Source organism: Salirhabdus euzebyi, from assembly GCF_014207435.1.
GTDB lineage: Bacteria > Bacillota > Bacilli > Bacillales > Alkalibacillaceae > Salirhabdus > Salirhabdus euzebyi.
Genome location: NZ_JACHGH010000007.1, coordinates 99,799 through 121,381 on the forward strand (window position 1 = coordinate 99,799; position 21,583 = coordinate 121,381).

Here is a 21,583-nt window from a genome sequence, read left to right on the forward strand (position 1 = left end):
TCTCCTCCTTAAATAATAATTAAAACGCTTACAATCTAGTATTAAACTTATTCTAGTAAAACAACAGATATTCCTATTAGAATTTAATATAAAAAAAGAGCCGTTTTGGGCTCAAAATTACATGGTGTTTAAACGTTATCTTCATTTCGGAAAGCATTGGTGTAAAAGGAATGGGTTTTTTGATAATACTCAGCTGATTTTTTATATAGTCTTTTTTCGTAATAAATATCACCAACTAGTTTTAAAAAGCGAATGAGATCATTCCGTTCTCCTGTACTTTTAAAGTAAGGTATAATTTTGTTTTCCATTTCGTCTAGAAACTCTTGGCTTAATGTGTTATTTTTCATTTTATTTTCTAATATATAAAATTTATATATAAAGCTTTTTATATTATATTGATGCGCGATTATTTTACCAGTCTTTAATGCTTCTTTTAATTTACTATAATCGGATATAGTGTAATAAACTAAGCAAATAATATAAAAGGTACCAATTCTTTCCCTTTTTGATGATGCATAATCTATTGACTGATATAAGTGCTTTAAAGCACGTTTATACTCTTTCCATTGATAGTAAATATAACCTAAATTATGATGGATAAGCGAGTTGATGGCTGGAATATGGGTAGCTTCGTGCTTCTGAAGTTTTAGTAAATCTTTTTCTGCTGTTTCATATTCCCCAATGCGAATATTATTAGCTGCTATGACCATATAGCATTCTGTTACCAAGCTATAATCAAGAACAGCTTGTGCAGCATTTAGTGCCTTATAGGCATAGATTGTAGATTTGTAGACTTGATAAGTTCTCTTATAAAAAATAGATAGGTTATAGTAAAGATCTAAGTCGATTAAGTCTATTTTAGGATAAACTTTTTCTGCTTCCTTTAATGATTCTAACGCTGCATCTAGATTATTTTCATAATAGTAGTATAATGATTCGAACTTATAAAAATAATATAGAGCTTCGGTATTAAAAAGATCTTTCATATTTCTTAACTCTACATAATCATTTTTCCAGTTATGTTTAGGACCAAAAGTAATAAAATAACAAAGTCTAATTATTAAAAATAGATTTTTAGTTTCCGTACTATTAATGCGATAAATGGCTTTCTCTAATTTATCCATTAATATTTTTGCTTCTTCTGCCTCTCTATTTTTAATGAGTTCATACCAATCAAGTATTTTTCCCCTTAATTCTTCCCTTTTCTCTGTACCTACACGCACATTAAAATCTAACCCTAATCGCTCACTTAATAGTTTGAGTACGTCTTCACTAGGCTCAATACTTTCGTTCTCAATTTTGCTTAAATATGAGACTGAACATATTCCTTGTGCGAGCTCTTTTTGCGTAATTTGTTTTTTATTTCGATGATATTTAATTAGTTTTCCTGGATACATAGGATCATTCCTAAAGAGAAATTTTTTATTATTATAGCATATTATTTACCAAATATTTTCATTTATCGACCAATTTTGTGGGAATTCGCTTTGAATAAGAGTATTTTAAATTAGTTGAAAGTTCAGATGATTGGTTGATTTGTCCCTTTTCTTTATCCATAATATTTATTAGTAGACAATCAACTTGGGGTGGGATGAATATGTGGGGAGATTTCGAGAAAAAACTCAAGGAACAAATGGATAGGGAGCACATAGTAGGGGCAGCAGTAGGCGCTTTTCGTGATGGTGAAATTATCTATCAAAAAGGTTTTGGCGTGCAAAATAAGGCAACAAATAAGCCGGTGACAGAAGAGACTATATTTGGCACTGCTTCTGTTACAAAGTCTTTCACTGCATTGGCTGTAATGAAGTTAATGGAGCAAGGGCTTCTATCAATAAATGATTCTGTCATAAAGTATATACCTAATTTGGAAATCAAAGGTGTTTACGCAATGGATAAAATAAAGATTCATCATTTATTGACCCATTCTACTGGTTTAGCACCAGTTAATCGTGATGAAAGTCGATTGTTTTTTTCAGACGAAGTGGAATTTTTAACAAATAACAAACACTCTATCTTAGGAAAGCCGAATGAGTATTTTAGTTATTCTAATGACATGTTTTTATTATTAGGCGCAATTATAGAAAAAGTAACTGGAAAGTTGTATCGCCGATATATAACGGAAGAAATTCTAGCGCCTTTAAAAATGAACCGGACAACGATGAGTATAGAGGAAGTTACTAAATTAAATAATGTTTCCACGCCTTACATATATGACAAACAACAAAAAAAACATATTGAACAAATGTGGCCAACTCTTGGTGTTTATGAGGTTGGTGGGGGGATTCGTTCCTGTATTTCTGATTTGCTTAAGTACGGATCCTTTTATGTCAATACTCCTAATCTTTTAAGTAAATCCATTTCGGAAACTTCTGTTCAAAAAATGTGGCAGCCACATATAAACCTAACGGAAAATAGTTTTTATGGATACGGATTGAAAGTAACGCCAAATTATCATGGTGTAACATTAGTGGAACATGGAGGAGGGCAACCTGGGGTCTCTTCTAACTTCGGATTTATACCAGAGAAGAATATAGTAATTGTCGTGTTAACAAACGTTTCAAATATTGCTGTTAGAGACATTTGGTTGAAAGTAGTAAATACACTACTTCGTTTACCTATTGATACGAAAGAGCAGGTCCTTCCTCCAACTGATTTGTCAAAAAAGGAACTTATGAAGTTCGTTGGAGCATACGCTAGTAAAGAGGGCTATCAATTTGAAGTGATCATAGAGGATGGTAAACCTTTAATTTTGATAGATCAAGAGAAACTAGAGGCTTATGCTGCAGATAAGAAAACATTAGTTTTAAAGAATAGTAGTCGTTCCATTCCTTTTTATTTTACGGATAATGAAGTGTGGGGAGCATTTTTTGGAATGCGAGTTATGTTAAAACAGTAATGAAGTTACTAGTTTAAAATAATGATTCCTCTTTCCTGTACACACAGATGAGGTGAAAAAGTTGTTATTAAAACAAAAAAACTTTTTATTATTATGGATTGGACAAGCTATTTCAATTTTTGGAACTAGATTTAGTGATATAGCAGTTCCTTGGGTAGTTTTGCAGCTAACAGACTCCCCATTTAAAACCGCCTTAGTAGCCATAAGTATGCAAATTGCACCTTTATTCCTTTCATTGTTTGCAGGAATTTGGATAGAAAATAGATCAAAGAAACATGTGGCTATTACAGCAGAGTTTATTCGTTTTCTATCACTTATTGCACTAGTTTTCATCATCATGTTTGATTATTTTCAACTTTGGATTGTCCTCCTTATATTCTTTGTGTTTGGTGCTGCGGGATTGTTTTTTAGAATATCTTTTCAAAGTATGCTTCCTTCAATAGTAGGGAGAGAGAAACTTCTTTCTGCTCATAATTATATGGAAGGTGCCGATGCAGTAGGAACTTTATTAGGGCCAGCTTTAGCCGGGCTAATTTTTACTTTATTTGGAGCTGCCTGGACTATTTCTATTGATGCATTTACCTATTTACTTTCTGCTTTAACACTTTGTTTCATAGCTCTAACATATACGGAAAGAAGAAAAGAAAAGAAGAGAAAAGTTCATTTGAATAAGCAGTGGAAAGAAATTAAAGCAGGGATTAGCATTTTGTTTCAGCACCATATTCAGCGGTACGTCACCGTTCAACACGCAATCTTGAACTTTTTAACTAACGCGGTTACTTTATTAGTTATTATTAATGCGAAAGAGGAGTTAGGCTTATCCGTAACGGAAACAGGTTTGCTTTTCTCGGCAGCTGGTCTAGGCAATATAATAGGTGTCTTTTTAATGCCAGTCGTTAGCCGTTTTACTTGGCGAACAATTAATATTGGCTTAGCTGCGTTTTCCGGAACAGGGATATTATTACTCGTTATGGCAGATGGGTTTGTTTTATCTGCAATAGGGATGTTCCTTTTTGATGGTGCACTCTCCATGGCATTTGTTGTGAATGGTTCCGCACGTCAAGCAGTTACACCTGACAATTACTTAGCAAGAGTAAGTAGTGGTGGGTTAATGATTAGTGGAAGTGTAACCTTATTAGGTGCTTTCTTTGCAGGAACTGTTGCTGAGTTTTTACATGTTCAAGTTGCGCTCTTCAGTTGTGCTGTACTTTTAGGGATAAGTATCATTTACAGTTTAAGGACAAAAGGGTTAAAGGTTATGTTGTCAAAACTGACACCGCTTGGTTAGGAAAATATTGAAAAATAAACCAATTTGTGTTTTAATAATTATGATAATAGGCTAAAAGGAGGTTTCCATTAGGACAATGAAGCATAACACGTTCTCATCCATGAAATAAATATGGAAAAGTGACGTCTGCCTCGGTAGATGTTTGCGGGATACGTGTGTCTAAAAATTCATTACGCCTTTTGAAACCAATAGTTCTATATCTATACGTGTTTATGTCATATACTGCATAACACCTCTAGTTGGTAAAAATTGTAACCGCTCGTATGGAATCGCAGGCAGACGTCTGTGATTTTTTTGTGAGCACATTTTGTTCTGGAGGTGTTTAATTATATGTATATATTGAAAACGAAAAATTTGCGCAAAGAGGTAAATGGAGAAACGCTATTTGAAAATGTAAGTATAGAAATAAAAAAAGGAGAGCACGTAGCACTTTATGGTAGAAACGGCGTAGGAAAAACAACCTTAATCAAAGGATTGTTGGGGCGACTCTCTTTTGAACATGGTGATATTCATGTGGAGGTTCCTAAAGAGGAATGGGGTTTACTCGAACAATCACCAGACGTTTCTAAAAGAATGACGACTAAGGAATTTATATTAAACGTTTTCCCTAGTTGGTTTGAATTAAAGGAGAAGGTGGAGTACTACCAGAACAAGCTACATGAAAACGATTCAAATCGTGAAGAAGTGTGGAAATTATATGAAAAAAACTTTGAGAAATTTTTAGAACTCGGGGGATATGATATCGAACTCGTCGGAGAAAGAGCTTTGTTACAGACGGGTATAGATTCAACAGTTTGGGATGTACCTTTTCATCAGTTAAGTGGTGGTCAAAAAACGAAAGTACAAATGGCAAAACTTTTAATAAAGGAACCGAAGTTTATTTTAATGGATGAACCAACAAACCATTTAGATAAGGAGACAATGGAATGGCTTGAAGGATGGTTAAATAATTATGATGGAGCGGTTTTATTTGTATCGCATGATCGCTATTTTCTAGATAAAACAGCCCATTCCATTTATGAACTTACGACACAAGGCTGTAAGCTTTATCCGGGTGGTTATACTTCCTTCAAAGAACAAAAGGAAATAGAGTATAAAACGCAGGAAAAAAATTATCAAAAATATAAAAAGAAAAAGCAAGAACTAGAGGCCACTATCAGAAGATACCAGCAGTGGTTCCAAAAAGCACATACAGCAGCTGGTACAGATGATTTCCTTAGAGCAAAAGCCAATAAAAATGTATCAAGATTCAAAGCGAAAGAATCAGAGCTTGATCGGTTGGAAAAAGAGGGAGCTAAGAAGCCAAAACAGGATAAAGGGTTAAATATGACTCTAAATAGTAGTGGCTTTTCCGCAAGAACGTTACTGCAAATTCAAGACCTCTCTTTCTCCTATAAGGAGAAGGAATTATTTGGTGATGTTAGTTTTTCCATCAATCGAGAAGATAGAATTGCGGTTATTGGTCCTAATGGTGTTGGGAAATCAACTTTATTAAAGCTATTGATAAATAGGATGGACCCAAAAGAAGGGGTGATTAAAAGGAATCCTCAAACTAGAATAGGTTATTTTGATCAAGAGCTAGCTGTTCTGAATAAAGAAGAAACCTTATTGGAAAGTCTGCTTTCTCTACCGGAAATGACCCAAACAGAGGCACGGACTATTCTAGGGTCGTTTATGTTTAAGCGGGATGCAGTATTCAAAAAAATAGCAGATTTAAGTATGGGTGAAAAATGCCGTGCTGCTTTTTTGAAGCTATACTTTAGTGAAGCAAATCTTTTAGTGCTTGATGAGCCTACTAACTACTTAGATATAGATACGAGAGAGACAGTAGAAGACGTACTTCAATCATATCCTGGTGCTATAATTTGTGTATCTCACGATCGTTATTTTATAAAAAAAGTGGCAAACCGCATTCTTTTTATAGATGGAAAACAAATTGTTGATTATCGTGGGAGTTATCCGGATTTTGTGGATCATCTCAAAAACAAGGTCGATAGTGGGAAAAAACAGTGGATGAAAAACGAGAGAGAAAAACTTGAGTTCCGTTTAGTAGAGTTGATGACGATGGATGAGTCGTCTATCCTCGAGCATTCTACTTACTGGGATGAAATTAAGGAAACAAAATTACGAATAGAGCAATTAAAAGAGTAACTCATTAGAAAGAGTGGGAATGATGAATCAATTATCCATTAAAGTCATCACAGAAGAAACGGTAGATGCTGCTATTGATGTAATTAATGCGGGTTTTCTTGAGTATTTTGGAGTTGTTAAATCAGAGTTTAACCCAGATTTATATACTATTTTAGAAACGTATAAACCAGATGGAAATATATTTTTGGTTGGGACAATCAATGGTGAAGTCGTTGTGACAGGAGCATTAAAAAAGGAGAATGTTGAAACGAGTAGAATTGTTAGAATGTCCGTTTCCAATAAGCATCGAAAAAAAGGTTATGGGACGATAATGCTAAAAGAACTTGAAAAGTATGCGAAGAATTTTGGTTATCGAAAAATTGTGTTGGAAACAAATAAAGAATGGCAAAACCCAATAAAACTGTACAAAAGCCATGGTTATATTTTTTCCCATGTAGAAGAAAATCAAGTGCATTTCTGGAAAACAATATAGGGGGCAATCTAATGAATGATGTTGAAAAAATTTTACAAGTAATCAAATTAGGAGAAGGTTTAAAAAAAGAAATTAGGCATAGTTGGCTATCAGATGGTAGAAAAGAAAGTGTGGCAGAGCATACATGGAGAGTCTCCCTTATGGCTATTTTAGTAGAGAAAAAACTGAAACAGAAGATTGATATAGAAAAGCTATTAAAAATGATTGTTATTCATGATTTAGTAGAAGTGAAGGCTGGGGACATTCCTGCGTTTGACACAATAAATAACCAAGCGAACAAACTGGAAAAGCTAGAAAATGAAATAAAAGCAATGGAAGAAATAAAAGAAATGCTTCCAGAGGATATAGGCCAGGAACTGTTTGATTTATGGATGGAGTTTGAACGAAAAGAATCAAACGAAGCAAAAGTAGCCAATGCTTTGGATAAGCTGGAAGCTCAAATTCAGCATAATGAAGCGGACATTTCCACATGGCTTGAAGTGGAAAAAGGCATGACCTTTTTGCTAGGTCAACATACAGAATTTGATTCCTTTTTAGACGACCTTAAAAAGGAAATTGAAAAAGATGGTGAAGAGAAATTAATCCATTCGGGAGTGGACGTCACTAAATATAAAGAAAGTATAGGGTAAGTAATTCTACGATTTTGTTTGCATAAAACGTGGAAATTGGTTGTAAGAATAATAGTAACGTAGTATATTGAATGTAAAAGTGAATAGATAATTGCCACAAAGGGGAGCCAATTGGCTGAGATTGAACAATGGAGTTCTTGACCCTTTGAACCTGTAAGTTAGTACTTGCGTAGGGATTGTGGTGTTAAGGACATTTGTGTATAAAGCAAAGCATTGCGCGTCCTTGCGCCATGCTTTGCTTTTTTGTTTTACTTTAGAAAGTTTAACTTTCTTAAAGGATCAAAGTATAAGAAAAACTAAGGCTTTCGCCATAAGGACTTGGCGACAAGCCAAGTTCTTCTAATGTACTAGAATATGAGGAGGAATTTAATATGAGGAATAATTCTAAAGTTTTATTTTTAGTAGAAATTGCAATTTTTTCAGCACTTGCTTATCTTCTTGATGAATTATCAGGGTTTTTGACAGGTAGATTCTGGCCGCAAGGTGGATCCGTTTCAATTGGTATGCTGCCTATATTTATTATGGCTTACCGCTGGGGGATTAAGGGCGGTTTACTAACAGGATTTCTATTTGGTGGTCTTCAGCTAATTTTAGGTCAACCATGGATTGCGACTCCGGTTCAGGCGTTTCTGGAGTATTTTGTTGCCTTTACTGTAGTTGGTCTGGCTGGGGTATTTGCAAAACAAATACAACAAGGACTGTTAAACGGAAATGCAAAAAAATGGGTGTCCTACATTATTCTAGGTACACTAATTGGTGGTTTGTTAAGATTTATTTGTCATTTTGTTGCTGGGATAGTATTTTTTGCTGAATATGCTCCAGAAGGTACACCAGTTGTCTTATACTCACTCGGATATAATGGTGGCTATATGTCCATTTCAACTGGAATCTGTATCGTTCTATTATTCCTGTTAATGCCTGCACTTCCTAAAAAATACGTAGCATCTAAGTAATAAAAATGTAAGGGAAATTTTTGTGGCTTTGTATTGGCAATCTATTCGATATTAACACTTTTTAACTCCTAAAGATCTTATCTTTGGGAGTTTTTTTGTGGAACCAGTCAGAAATGCTGTACATTATTTAAGTCGTAAAAATTGTCGTTGTTTTCCCTGTTTACTTAAACAGCGAAGTAACTTAATTTGCTTTTATCTGACCGCTACGGAAATACACTTCGCTTTCCGCTGGCTCGCGCTGAGCATGTGCTTTGTGACTTGTTTTAATTGAAAGTACTAATGGTTGGTTTGTACATAGTCAATATATAGACAAAGTGATAAGTATGGAACTCTCAGAAGATGGATTTATGATTATCATTAATCTTTAATCAGAAAATTACTAGTGAGCGTAGGTAGAATACGTAGATCCTGCGGGCCAGCACGTGTCTGAAGACCCCTCAACGGTGTTTTTCCGTGAGGAGGCTGAGGCCGTGGCCGAGGAAGGCGAAGTATTCTGCCGGAGCGGCTGGATAGCACCCAGCTGCTTTCAAAGTAACTATTTTCCATCTGTTGTGAAAAACAAAAGTCTAATGGAAAACAGCTTTACTAAAAAGAAATAAATCTGCTGTTTCAAGATGAAAAAATGAGTATTTTACATATTATTCCTTACCATTTAGATGAGCGACTCATCAGTCTGTACAGGTTACAAAAAAATATGCTCCAGCCTATCTATAGCTGCTTTTTCTTGTGCCACAACTATGTAAGCGTTTTCCATTTTTCTGATTTATTAAAATAATCAGAATTTTTTCATTTTAACTGTTGACCTTGCTTAAAAATGGAGTTATTATTATCGACAACATTAAATTTGTTAGGAAAAATAAGCCAAAGATTTTCCCTTGAATTCTTTAGTTATTACGCTTATTCATCCTTGTGTGACAACTTCAAATTGGAAGATGTAGCATAAGGTTTTTCTTTACCAATATATTTTAGTAAATAAACGCATTAATCCTTTAACTAAATAACGAATTTTTGGTACACCTACAGAAGTGATTTTATATTTCAAATAGAGAGGAGTGTTTGTATGGGCAGTCAGTGGATCTTTTTAAGTGGCGAATTTGTTCGAAAAGAAGATGCTGTCGTTTCAGTTTACGATCATGGATTTTTGTACGGAGATGGGGTCTTCGAAGGTATTCGTGTTTATAGCGGGAACGTTTTTAAACTCGATGCACACTTAAAACGACTGTATGAATCAGCAAGATCAATAAAGCTTGAAATCCCATATTCAAAGGAGGATATGGAAGAAGCAATTGTAAATACTGTTCGTAAAAATCAACTCGATAATGCCTATATAAGAGTAGTGGTTTCAAGAGGAGTTGGAAACCTTGGTTTAGATCCAACTCACTGTAACAATCCAAGAGTAATTATCATTGCAGAAGCACTCGCTCTATTCCCGAAAGAATTATATGAACGTGGCTTAAGATTAGCATCGGTATCAAGTCGTCGTAATCGTCCAGATGTTCTAAGTCCGCAAATTAAGTCACTTAACTATTTAAATAATATTCTAGTAAAGCTGGAAGCAAATCAGGCAAATGCAGATGAAGCACTTATGTTGAATGATCAAGGTTATGTTACGGAAGGTTCAGCGGATAATATTTTTATCGTAAAAAATGAAACCATCTATACACCACCTGTTTACTTAGGTGCTCTAGAAGGTATTACCCGAAATGCAATTATCGATTTAGCAAAAGAGTATGGTTACGACATGAGGCAAGAGCCATTTACAAGGCATGATGTCTACGTAGCGGATGAAGTCTTTTTAACCGGTACAGCTGCAGAAGTAATTGCGGTTGTAGAAGTAGATGGTCGAAAAATTCAAGATGGTACACCAGGAAAAGTTACCAAGCACTTATTATCAGCATTTCGAAATATCGTTAAAACAGACGGTGTTCAGTGCTACCCCGTAACGAAAAGTAATGCAGAAGTAATTTAAGGAGGGTTAAAAACACAGCAAGTGATTGCTATGGATAAAGAAGCAAAACTAGCTAAATGCAAAAATATGATATGGCATAAAAACGATGACGGGAATAAAGGAATAAGGGCCTGTATTCACAGAGATCCGGGGTTGCTGGAAGCCCGGAAATACAGCTTATTCCGACATCGTCCCTGAGTGCTAAGCTGAACAGTTAACTCATTAGGCTTAGCCAGGTGTTCACCAGAGCACCTGTTACCAAAGAGGCAAAGACATTTAATTAGCCTCGTGAGGCAGTATTCGAAAGAGGACTGTGAACTAGGGTGGTACCGTGAAAAGTAAAGATCTTTTCTCCCCTTATATTCTGCACATGTGCAGTTTAGGGAGAAGAGGTCTTTTTATTTTTAGTTTTTGACAAGATGGGAAAAATTTCTGTCTTCAAAATGAAATTGGGATTAGGAGGGATAAAAGTGAAGGTAGAAGCAAAGTCGGAGGTTTATACCGGCTCAGAGCCTAAAACAGGTGCCGATCTTTTCGTGGAATGTTTAATCAAAGAGGAGGTTGACACATTATTCGGATATCCGGGTGGAGCAGTGTTACCTATTTATGATGCTCTTTATAAAGCGAGGAAATCTTTCCACCATATTTTAGCTAGACATGAACAAGGAGCAATACACGCGGCAGAAGGCTATGCTCGTGTATCCGGAAAACCTGGTGTAGTTATCGCTACTTCTGGTCCAGGTGCAACCAACCTAGTTACAGGAATTGCTGATGCCATGATGGATTCCTTACCGTTAGTAGTTTTTACAGGTCAGGTTGCCAGAACAGTTATTGGAACAGATGCTTTTCAAGAAGCGGACGTAATGGGGATTACAACACCTATTACGAAGCATAATTACCAGGTTCAGTCTTTAGAAGACTTACCAAGGATCATGAAGGAGGCTTTTCATATTGCTTCTACAGGAAGAAAGGGGCCGGTAGTTGTTGATATCCCTAAAGATATCTCAGCAAGTATATCAGAGGGACCTTATAACACTCACTATCACCTCCCTGGCTACCAACCTACTACCAAGCCAAATCCACTGCAAATTAGGAAGCTAGCGGATGCAATAGCTAGGGCGAAAAAGCCAATTATTCTTGCTGGTGCTGGTATTTTACACGGTTCTGCTTCCGATCAGTTAAAAGAATTTGCTGAACTGCATCAGCTACCTGTTACGACGACATTATTGGGATTAGGTTCTTTTCCTGGTAATCATGATTTATCACTAGGTATGGCAGGTATGCACGGAACCTACGCAGCTAATATGGCTTTATATGAATGTGATTTACTCATTAATATTGGTTCCCGATTTGATGATCGGTTAACTGGTAACTTAAAGCATTTTGCACCAAAAGCTACTGTTGCACATATCGACATTGACCCTGCTGAAATTGGTAAAAACATTGTTACACACATACCAATAGTGGCAGATTCAAGAGAAGCTCTACTCGAACTGAAATCACAGATGTCTACCTCGCCAACACATGGTGCTTGGATGGAAAAACTGAAAAGCAATAAGGCGGAGTATCCACTTTGGTATACCAATTCAGAGAAGGATTTATCGCCACAATGGCTTATTGAAGCAATTCATAAAGTGACAGATGGAGATGCAATTGTAACTACTGATGTAGGGCAACATCAAATGTGGGCTGCTCAATACTACACCTTTTCGAAGCCTAACCAATGGGTTACTTCAGGAGGGCTTGGCACAATGGGATTTGGCTTCCCGGCAGCAATTGGGGCACAGTTAGCTGAACCCGAAAAAACAGTAGTTGCATTAGTCGGAGACGGTGGCTTTCAAATGACTCTACAAGAATTATCAATCCTACAAGAAAAAAGACTCCCTGTAAAGGTCATTATTGTCAACAATGAATCCTTAGGAATGGTAAGGCAGTGGCAGGAAACTTTTTACGAAAAGAGATATTCTGAGTCCCTCTTACACGTACAACCAGATTTCGTTAAGCTTGCTGAAAGCTATCAAATTCGCGGAATGAAAATTGATAATCAAGAAGACCTCATTCGTGTTTTACCTGAAGTGTTTGAATACGATGGGCCAGTACTAATGGATTGTCGGGTTTTGCGAGAAGAGAATGTGTATCCAATGATTGCTCCGGGCAAAGGTCTTCACGAAATGATAGGGGTGAAGCCATGAAGCGAATAATTACAGCTACTGTTCAAAACCGCAGTGGTGTGTTAAATCGTATTACAGGTCTTTTGCAAAAAAGACAATTTAACATTGAAAGTATATCAGTCGGAAGGACAGAAACGGATAGTATTTCAAGAATGACATTTGTAGTAGAGGTGGCAGATAGTCAGAAACTTGAACAGTTAATGAAACAGTTAAATAAACAAATAGACGTTTTAAAGGTGTCAGACATTACAGATAAAGCAATTGTTGCAAGGGAATTAGCATTAATAAAAGTAGTCAGTAATGGCCAAATACGAAATGAAATTCAAGGCATGATTGAACCGTTTCGGGCTTCCATTATAGATGTTAGTAAAGATAGTCTGACTGTTCAAGTAACAGGGAAGACAGACAAAGTCGAGGCACTGATTGAATTATTACGCCCATATGGGATTAAAGAATTAGCAAGAACAGGGCTGACAGCTTTCTTAAGAGGTCATCAGCCGCAGGTGACAGAGTTGGCACCATATTCGTTATTAAAATAAGGGGAAGGATGATGAAAAATGGCAAAGGTTGTTTATCACAATGATATTCAAGATGAGGTGTTAAAAAGTAAAAGAATTGCTGTTGTTGGTTATGGGTCACAGGGTCACGCGCATGCACAGAATTTAAAGGAAAGTGGTTATGATGTTGTTGTTGGTTTAAGGCCAGGTAAATCATGGGATAAGGCTGTGGAAGATGGATTAGCTGTATTTACGGTGGCAGAGGCAGTTTCCCAATCCCAAGTTGTGATGGTGCTTTTACCAGATGAACATCAGCCTAAAGTATACGAAGAGCATATTAAACCGAATCTGCAAACAGGTGATGCGCTAGTTTTTGCGCATGGGTTTAATGTTCACTTCAATCAGATTGTCCCACCACCTAATGTAGATGTCTTTTTGGTCGCACCAAAAGGACCGGGACATTTAGTAAGGAGAACTTTTGAAGAAGGTGCTGGTGTTCCATCCTTATATGGTGTTTATCAAGATGTAACGGGAAATGCACAGGCGCTCGCTTTAGCATATGCAAAAGGAATTGGATCTGGGAGAGCTGGTGTGTTACAAACAACTTTCCAAGAGGAAACAGAAACAGATCTATTTGGAGAACAGGCAGTACTTTGTGGAGGACTCACGAGTCTTGTGAAGGCTGGGTTTGAAACATTAACAGAAGCGGGTTACCAACCAGAAGTTGCCTATTTTGAATGTATGCATGAGTTAAAACTTATTGTTGACCTTATGTATGAAGGTGGCTTGGAATATATGCGTTACTCCATTTCCGATACAGCACAGTGGGGTGATTTTGTATCTGGACCTAGAGTAGTGAATGAAGATACGAAAGCACGAATGAAAGAAATTTTAACTGAAGTACAATCAGGAGCATTTGCGAAAGGTTGGATTTTAGAAAATCAAGTGAATCGACCACAGTTTAATGCCATTAATGAAAAGGAGAAAAACCATCCAATCGAGCAGGTAGGCCGTGAGTTACGAGAGTTAATGCCATTTGTTAAACGGTCTACTACTAAATCGAAAAAGGAAGTGGTGACACATGGTTCAAATTAAAGTTTTTGATACAACACTTCGCGATGGTGAACAATCTCCGGGTGTAAATTTGAATCAATTAGAAAAATTAGAAATTGCTAAACAGTTAGAACGATTTGGTGTAGATATTATGGAGGCTGGATTTCCAGCCTCATCAAAGGGAGACTTTGAAGCAGTTCGGACAATTGCTAGAACAATTAAAAACACTTCCGTTACAGGTTTAGCTAGAGCTACGAAGTCCGATATCGATATCGCATGGGAGGCGTTAAAGGATGCGGCCGAACCAAGGCTACACATCTTTTTAGCCACTTCTCCAATCCACATGACTTATAAACTTAAAAAAACACCGGAAGAAGTAATCCAGACAGCTGTTTCCATGGTTTCTTATGCAAAACAAAAATTTACTCATGTGGAATGGTCTGCAGAGGATGCAAGTAGATCAGATTTGGACTTTCTTTGTACGATTATTGAAAAAGTAATTGATGCAGGAGCTACAGTTATTAATTTGCCGGATACGGTAGGTTATACGACTCCTGATGATTATGGACAGATGTTCCGTTATGTAAGAAAAAATGTTCCGAATATTGATCGAGTTTCCTTGTCTGCTCATTGCCACGATGATCTTGGAATGGCTGTATCTAATACTATTGCAGCTATTGAGAATGGGGCGACCCAAATCGAGGGAACGATTAATGGAATTGGTGAACGAGCGGGAAACGCAGCTATAGAAGAAGTTGCAGTAGCACTGAAAATACGCAATGACAAATATGATTACCAAACAAACCTCGTTTTAAAGGAAATTAAACGTACTAGTGACTTAGTAAGCAAATTCACGGGAATGATGGTTCCGCCTAATAAGGCAGTTGTTGGACGGAATGCCTTTGCACATGAGTCTGGTATCCATCAGGACGGTGTACTAAAGGAAGCATCCACGTATGAAATTATTACACCTGAAATGGTAGGAATTAAGTCTAACAATCTAGTTCTAGGGAAACACTCTGGCCGACACGCCTTCAAAGATAAAGTACAGCAGCTTGGTTATGATCTATCAGAAATGAAGTTAAAAGAGGCTTTTGAAGCCTTTAAACTACTGACTGATAGGAAAAAAGAAGTCACAGATGATGACTTATTTACCATACTAATTGACTTACAAACGGATTCCGTTGATGTTCCAAAATATGCATTAAAGGCATTTCAAGTTCAATATGGCTCTTCGAATATACCGACAGCAACAGTCGCACTCACCACACCAGAAGGAATTCGGGTGGAGACGGCCGGAACAGGGCAGGGAAGTGTGGAGGCCATTTACAACACACTAGAGGCGCTTATCCAAGAAGAAATCCACTTAACAGACTATCATATAAGTTCTATTGGCGGTGGGCGAGATGCACTAGCAGAAGCCCATGTGAAATTAAATGTTAATGGCAATCCAGTGAGTGGGCGTGGTGCTGCTCAGGATGTTTTGGAGGCGTCTGCTAATGCTTTTTTGAACGCAGTTAATCGAATGTTAATTCAAGAAAGTCGGGTAAAAAGGGAAACGGCGCATATTTAATCTAACTTAGTTCGAGAAGTTTGGTGTCACAAATGAAAAGGGGGATCAGTTATGAAAAAGCATATTGTTTTACTTCCCGGGGACGGAATTGGTCAAGAAGTGATGGATGCAGCTCGAGCTATTTTAGAGGCTGTGTCAGATCAGTTTGGCCATTCGTTTACGTATCAAACAGCTGATATTGGAGGTGTAGCTGTAGACCTGCATGGAACACCTCTACCGGAAGATACAGTAAGAGCTTGTAAGAAAGCTGATGCGATTTTGTTAGGAGCCGTTGGTGGTCCAAAATGGGATCAACTCCCTTCACACCTTCGACCAGAAAAAGGGTTGTTAGGAATACGAAAAGAGTTGGGACTCTTTGCTAACTTAAGACCAATTAAAGGATTTTCCCAGCTTTTACATGCCAGCCCTTTAAAAGAAGAGGTTGTAAAAGGAAGTGACCTACTAATTGTTCGAGAATTAACAGGTGGCCTTTACTTCGGAACACCGAGTGAAAGAAGCGAAGATGGGCAGTCAGTAGTTGATACGCTTAGTTATGAGAGAAAAGAGATTGAGAGGATTGTAGAGAAGGCATTCCAAAGTGCTAGACTACGTCGGAAACATTTAACTTCTGTCGATAAAGCGAATGTCCTTGAATCAAGTAAACTATGGCGGGAAGTCGTAGAAGAAAAGAAGAAGGATTATCCAGATGTAATTGTTCAGCATCTTTTAGTAGATGCAGCTGCAATGAAGCTTGTCACAAACCCAAGTCAGTTTGATGTCATCGTAACCGAGAATATGTTTGGAGATATTTTAAGTGATGAAGCTTCTGTATTAACAGGTTCATTAGGGATGCTACCATCAGCTAGTTTAAGGGAAGATGGAGTCGGTTTGTATGAACCAGTTCATGGTTCTGCTCCAGATATAGCTGGAAAAGCGGTTGCCAATCCGTTAGCCATGATATTATCTGCAGCACTAATGCTACGTTATTCTTTTGGATTAGAAGAGGAAGCTTGTGCAATAGAAGAGGCCGTAGAGGAGACACTTAAATACGGTTATCACACAGCAGACCTACACATTGTAGATGGTCAAAGAGTTGGTACGAAGGAGATGACTCGTCTTGTAGCAGAAGCTATTTCCTCTCAGAGTGCTACGGAAAGCATTCTAAGTTGCTACGCTTAAAATAAAACGGTTAAAAACATTAACGAATGTGGGGTACAGTTCAAGTCCGTCCACACTTAAGTTAATGGGATAAAGGAGTTGAGTAAAATGGCGCCTAAAACGATAGTCGAAAAAATCTGGGAAAAGCATGTAGTTCATCAGGAAAAAGATAAACCTGATTTGCTATATATTGATTTGCATTTAGTTCATGAAGTTACATCCCCACAAGCTTTCGAGGGATTACGTATTCATAATCGGAAAGTTCGTCGGCCAGATCGAACCTTTGCGACCATGGACCATAATGTGCCGACTCGGGAAAGACATATTATTAAGGATCAAATATCAAAGGCCCAAATGGAAAAACTTAAGCAAAATTGTGAGGAGTTCGGTATTAGGTTAGCGGATATCAATCACCCCGACCAAGGGATTGTTCACGTTATTGGTCCAGAACTAGGCCTGACCCAGCCGGGGAAAACAATTGTTTGTGGAGATAGTCATACGTCTACGCATGGTGCCTTTGGGGCGTTAGCGTTCGGGATAGGAACGAGTGAAGTCGAGCATGTTTTGGCCACACAGACATTATGGCAAGTCCGTCCGAAAACTTTAAACGTGAAAGTAAATGGTCGATTAGGAAAAGGAGTAACAGCTAAAGACTTAATACTCGCTATTATTGCAAAAAACGGTGTGCGTTTCGGTACTGGATTTGTAATTGAGTATACGGGAGATGCTGTACGCTCCTTATCTATGGAAGAACGAATGACGGTTTGTAATATGTCAATAGAAGCAGGAGCAAGAGCAGGGCTGATTAGTCCGGATGAAACTACTTTTGAATATTTGCGTGGGAAGCGGTATGCACCAAAAGAAGAAGCGTATGAACAGGCAGTAGAAGAGTGGAGGAGCTTAGCAACAGATGAGGGTGCCTCGTATGATGCGACAGTAGAAATTGATGCAGAAGAAATCGAACCACAAGTGACATGGGGTACAAATCCAGGTATGTGTATTCCGGTAAGTGCATGTGTGCCAAACCCAGCTGATGTGACTTCTGCTAGTGCAAAAGAAGAAACAGAACGTGCATTAGAATATATGGGTTTGCAGGCTGACCAGCCCATTTCTTCTGTTAAAATTGATCATGTTTTTATAGGCTCCTGTACAAATTCTAGATTAAGTGATTTACGAAAAGCTGCTGAAATAGTAAGGGGTAAGAAAGTAAATCATGCCGTTCAAGCTATCGTTGTACCAGGTTCTCATAGTGTAAAGGCAGCTGCAGAAGCAGAAGGTTTAGATGTTATCTTTAAACAGGCTGGTTTTGATTGGCGAGATGCTGGTTGTAGTATGTGTCTAGCAATGAATGATGATGTCGTCCCACCTGGTGAAAGGTGTGCGTCTACTTCTAACCGAAACTTTGAAGGACGCCAAGGGAACGGAGCCCGAACACACCTCGTTAGTCCAGAAATGGCAGCCGCCGCCGCAATTGAGGGTCACTTTGTTGATGTTAGAAAATATAAGACACCAGCTTTTAATTGATACGTTTAGGAAAAAAGGCTCTTTTCTTAGAGATGTTAATATTTCGTATCAGATTTGATAGAAAATGCGAAGTAACTTAATATGTATGAATCACGGCCGCTACGGAAATACACTACGCTTTCCACGGGCTCGCGCTGAGCCTCCTCACTCGCACAGAACGCTCGCTGTGGGGTCTCAACGTCTTCGCTGTCCCGTAGGAGTCTACGTGTATTTCCTTCGCTAAGCATGTGCTTATCTTTAATGTACTAATGAATTGGGCAAAAGAAATTCAAAAATATAGGCTTAGTAGGAAGAATTATCTAACATCCTACATGGTTTACCACTATTCTTGATTCAGATAATCAATCTTAGCGTAGGCAGAATACGCAGACTCCTACGGGATAGCACGTGTCTGAAGACCCCGCAGCGATGGTATTCCACGAGGAGGCTGAGGCCGTGCCCGTGGAAAGCGAAGTATTCTGCCGAAGCGGTCGTATAATACTCATCAAAATGAAAACCTATAGTTACTTCGCAGTGTAAATAAAAAAAGTAAAAAATTATTTAGAGAACAGCCTATAAAGGGGGGATTTTTTTGGAGCCAATTAAAGTACATGAAGGGTTGGTTTACCCTTTGAACAGGGCAAATGTGGATACGGATCAAATCATACCAAAACAATTTTTAAAACGTATAGAACGTCAAGGTTTTGGGCAATTTCTATTCTATAATTGGCGTTTTGATGACCAAGGGAATAAAAGAGTGAGCTTTAATTTAAATGAAGATAAATACGAGGGAGCATCTATCCTAGTTGCAGGAGATAACTTCGGATGTGGATCTTCTAGAGAACATGCTCCATGGGCTTTACAGGATTATGGATTTAAAGTAATTATAGCTCCTAGTTTTGCGGATATTTTTTATAGTAACTGTTTTAAAAATGGAATTCTTCCTATCACATTGAGTGGAAATAATGTGGAAAGTCTAATTCAACGTGCGGAAGATGAGAACTATCAGCTTGTGGTCGATTTAGAAAATCAAGTTGTAAAAGATTCCTTTGGATATGAAGAAGGTTTCTCTATTTCTAGTTATCAAAGGGAAATGCTCTTAAATGGATGGGATGAAATAGCTGTAACGCTTACCCATGAAGCAAAAATTGAACAATTTGAACAAAACTTATAATAGAGGAGTGTGAAGACATTGGGAATTGGTTAACAGGAAATAAAATCACGGATGCGATGGAACAGCTTATAAACGTCGTTCATCGCACCCCCTTAATGACATCAACTACCATTAATGAAATGACGGGAAAAAAGGTCTATTTCAAAATGGAAAATCAGCAAAAAACAGGTGCCTTTAAAATTAGAGGTGCAAGTTATAAAATCTCACAATTAACGGAAAGAGAAGCTAATAAGGGGGTTATTGCCGCTTCTGCAGGAAACCATGCTCAAGGTGTTGCGTTAGCTGCTTCTACTCGGGGAATTCAGGCAAAAATATATATGCCAGCTAAAACCCCCGAAGCAAAAGTTGCCGCTACTAAAAGTTATGGGGCAAAAATTGTTTTAACAGGTGAATCATTCCAAGAGGCTTATGAGGCAGCGATGGAGGAACAGAGTCAGACGAATAGTACATTTGTTCATCCGTTTGATGACTATGATGTCATCGCAGGCCAAGGAACCGTTGCTGTTGAAATGATCCAACAACAATCATTTATAGATACATTGATTGTACCCATAGGTGGAGGTGGCTTAATTAGTGGAGTTGCAATAGCAGCTAAGCAAATTAACCCTAAAATACGTATTATCGGGGTTCAAGCACAAGGAGCGAGTCCAACCTACAATCGTTATCACAAGTGTGGGCCATCTTCTTTACAGCAGGTTTCCACTATTGCAGACGGCATAGCCGTGAAAAAACCAGGAATTCATACCTTCCCAATCATTCAGGCTTATGTTGATGACATTGTAACAGTATCAGATGTCGACATAGCTTCAGCGATTATTTATATGTTAGAACGAAACAAGACGTTGATGGAAGGAGCGGGTGCAGCTGCTTTTGCAGCATTACTCGTGCATGGGCACCTCATTCGTTCCTCTCATTGCGGGGTAATCGTTAGTGGTGGAAATATGGATTTATCCAAAATGCAGCAAATCCAAATGCTTGCAAATCAAACAAAGATATCATGTTTAGCATAGGAAAAAGTGTTCGAGAAGTTACTTTACTTTTCGAACACTTTTTTTAATTCAAAGAAATTTATTGTAAGAATAATATGCTATTCTATAAAAAATAACGAGTTATTCTATGTCATATAAGGAGTTAAATACAATGATTATTAAAGACAGGATATATGGAAGTTTTGAATTAGAATCGGTATTAATAGATTTAATTCAATCAAAACCAATGCAACGTTTAAAAGGCATTCACCAAGGGGGCGCAAGCTATCTAGTAAACCCTAATTGGAATGTAACAAGGTATGAGCATTCAGTTGGCGTCATGTTACTAATTAGAAGCTTAGGGGGGAGTATAGAAGAACAAATTGCAGGTTTACTGCATGATATTTCCCATACAGCGTTTTCACATGTTGTTGATTTTGCTCTAGATAATGTGGAAGAAAACTACCATGAAGAAATCTTTCAAGAAATATTTTACGAATCTGAAATTCCTGCCATATTACGTGATTACGAGTTTACCAATATAGAAATGTTCACAGATGAGTCTAATTGGCCATTATTAGAACAACCCTTACCTGTTTTATGTGCTGATCGAGTTGACTATACGTTACGAGACTTGTACACATATGGATATATTACAAGAAGTGAGGTCCAAATTTTTTTAAGCGAACTAATTGTTGTCGATAACCGAATAGCTGTGAAAAACATCAAGACAGCTGAATGGTTTGTTGATGCCTATTATAAAGAAGTAATTGATTTTTTTCTGAATCCTTACAATGTTTATGCTTATGATCAACTAACGAAAATATTAAAATATGCTTTTGAAAACAAATACATGTGCCTAAAAGATTTACAGAAACAGGACGAGGAAGTTTTATCTATATTAAAAGAAGTGAAAGATGACACCATTACATCTCTTTTATCGAAACTAAATCAACATGTACGAGTAGTGGAAGATCAAAGCGAATATGACATCCATCTAAAAACGAAACCACGAATCATTGATCCATATGTTTTAACGGAGAAGGGTTTACAATATAGCTCTAAATTATCTTCATTTGTTCGTTTGAAAAATGAAAAAGCTAGTTATGTAAGTAACAATGGGATGAAAGTGAAAATAAACTAAATAAACGATCAGTTTAATCACTACTG

The 21,583-nt window shown here is 37.5% G+C and carries 17 protein-coding genes and 1 riboswitch; of the genes, 16 read left to right on the forward strand and 1 reads right to left on the reverse strand.

Features of this window, described 5'->3' with window-relative positions:
* Nucleotides 1-128: 128 nt before the first annotated feature.
* Nucleotides 129-1,397, reverse strand: coding sequence for a helix-turn-helix domain-containing protein (locus tag HNQ94_RS12665; RefSeq protein WP_174496787.1), 1,269 nt, complete (start codon nucleotides 1,395-1,397; stop codon nucleotides 129-131).
* A gap of 200 nt (nucleotides 1,398-1,597) precedes the next feature.
* On the opposite strand from HNQ94_RS12665, the gene HNQ94_RS12670 reads away from it, so the two are divergent.
* From HNQ94_RS12670 to HNQ94_RS12745, 16 genes are all read left to right on the forward strand, one after another.
* Nucleotides 1,598-2,896 (forward strand): serine hydrolase domain-containing protein, encoded by a 1,299-nt coding sequence (locus HNQ94_RS12670; protein WP_246200027.1) that lies wholly within the window; start codon nucleotides 1,598-1,600, stop codon nucleotides 2,894-2,896.
* 61 nt (nucleotides 2,897-2,957) lie between these two features.
* Entirely contained in the window at nucleotides 2,958-4,184 is a 1,227-nt protein-coding gene (locus HNQ94_RS12675; protein WP_174496785.1) for an MFS transporter, read from the forward strand.
* Between the two features lie 330 nt (nucleotides 4,185-4,514).
* Nucleotides 4,515-6,335 (forward strand): ribosomal protection-like ABC-F family protein, encoded by a 1,821-nt coding sequence (abc-f, locus tag HNQ94_RS12680; protein ID WP_174496784.1) that lies wholly within the window; start codon nucleotides 4,515-4,517, stop codon nucleotides 6,333-6,335.
* Nucleotides 6,336-6,357: 22 nt separating this feature from the next.
* Entirely contained in the window at nucleotides 6,358-6,807 is a 450-nt protein-coding gene (locus tag HNQ94_RS12685) for a GNAT family N-acetyltransferase (RefSeq protein WP_174496783.1), read from the forward strand.
* An 11-nt stretch (nucleotides 6,808-6,818) separates the two neighbouring features.
* Nucleotides 6,819-7,436, forward strand: a complete 618-nt coding sequence (locus HNQ94_RS12690; RefSeq protein ID WP_174496782.1) for an HD domain-containing protein — start codon at nucleotides 6,819-6,821, stop codon at nucleotides 7,434-7,436.
* Nucleotides 7,437-7,526: 90 nt separating this feature from the next.
* Nucleotides 7,527-7,629, forward strand: a riboswitch (TPP riboswitch).
* Nucleotides 7,630-7,807: 178 nt separating this feature from the next.
* A complete protein-coding gene (gene thiT / locus HNQ94_RS12695; RefSeq protein ID WP_174496781.1) occupies nucleotides 7,808-8,389 on the forward strand; it encodes an energy-coupled thiamine transporter ThiT in 582 nt (193 codons plus the stop codon).
* Between the two features lie 1,060 nt (nucleotides 8,390-9,449).
* Nucleotides 9,450-10,358: a branched-chain-amino-acid transaminase gene (gene ilvE / locus HNQ94_RS12700; protein ID WP_174496780.1), complete on the forward strand. Its 909-nt coding sequence runs from the start codon at nucleotides 9,450-9,452 to the stop codon at nucleotides 10,356-10,358.
* Between the two features lie 398 nt (nucleotides 10,359-10,756).
* Nucleotides 10,757-12,529 carry an acetolactate synthase large subunit gene (gene ilvB / locus HNQ94_RS12705; protein WP_376697748.1) on the forward strand — a complete coding sequence of 591 codons (1,773 nt, stop codon included), beginning with the start codon at nucleotides 10,757-10,759 and terminating at the stop codon, nucleotides 12,527-12,529.
* On the forward strand, nucleotides 12,526-13,047 hold the full coding sequence (ilvN, locus tag HNQ94_RS12710; RefSeq protein ID WP_174496779.1) for an acetolactate synthase small subunit: 522 nt from the start codon (nucleotides 12,526-12,528) through the stop codon (nucleotides 13,045-13,047). The genes ilvB and ilvN overlap by 4 nt, the downstream gene beginning before the upstream one ends.
* Before the next feature lie 18 nt (nucleotides 13,048-13,065).
* A complete protein-coding gene (ilvC, locus tag HNQ94_RS12715; protein ID WP_174496778.1) occupies nucleotides 13,066-14,100 on the forward strand; it encodes a ketol-acid reductoisomerase in 1,035 nt (344 codons plus the stop codon).
* Nucleotides 14,087-15,631: a 2-isopropylmalate synthase gene (locus HNQ94_RS12720; protein WP_174496777.1), complete on the forward strand. Its 1,545-nt coding sequence runs from the start codon at nucleotides 14,087-14,089 to the stop codon at nucleotides 15,629-15,631. The genes ilvC and HNQ94_RS12720 overlap by 14 nt, the downstream gene beginning before the upstream one ends.
* Nucleotides 15,632-15,682: 51 nt before the next feature.
* Nucleotides 15,683-16,789 carry a 3-isopropylmalate dehydrogenase gene (gene leuB, locus HNQ94_RS12725; protein ID WP_174496776.1) on the forward strand — a complete coding sequence of 369 codons (1,107 nt, stop codon included), beginning with the start codon at nucleotides 15,683-15,685 and terminating at the stop codon, nucleotides 16,787-16,789.
* Between the two features lie 87 nt (nucleotides 16,790-16,876).
* Nucleotides 16,877-18,292: a 3-isopropylmalate dehydratase large subunit gene (gene leuC, locus HNQ94_RS12730; RefSeq protein WP_174496775.1), complete on the forward strand. Its 1,416-nt coding sequence runs from the start codon at nucleotides 16,877-16,879 to the stop codon at nucleotides 18,290-18,292.
* Between the two features lie 571 nt (nucleotides 18,293-18,863).
* A complete protein-coding gene (gene leuD / locus HNQ94_RS12735; RefSeq protein WP_174496774.1) occupies nucleotides 18,864-19,445 on the forward strand; it encodes a 3-isopropylmalate dehydratase small subunit in 582 nt (193 codons plus the stop codon).
* 56 nt (nucleotides 19,446-19,501) lie between these two features.
* A complete protein-coding gene (gene ilvA, locus HNQ94_RS12740) occupies nucleotides 19,502-20,455 on the forward strand; it encodes a threonine ammonia-lyase (RefSeq protein ID WP_174496773.1) in 954 nt (317 codons plus the stop codon).
* A gap of 130 nt (nucleotides 20,456-20,585) precedes the next feature.
* Complete coding sequence (locus tag HNQ94_RS12745; RefSeq protein ID WP_174496772.1) at nucleotides 20,586-21,557, forward strand: HD domain-containing protein; 972 nt, start codon at nucleotides 20,586-20,588, stop codon at nucleotides 21,555-21,557.
* Nucleotides 21,558-21,583: the final 26 nt, after the last annotated feature.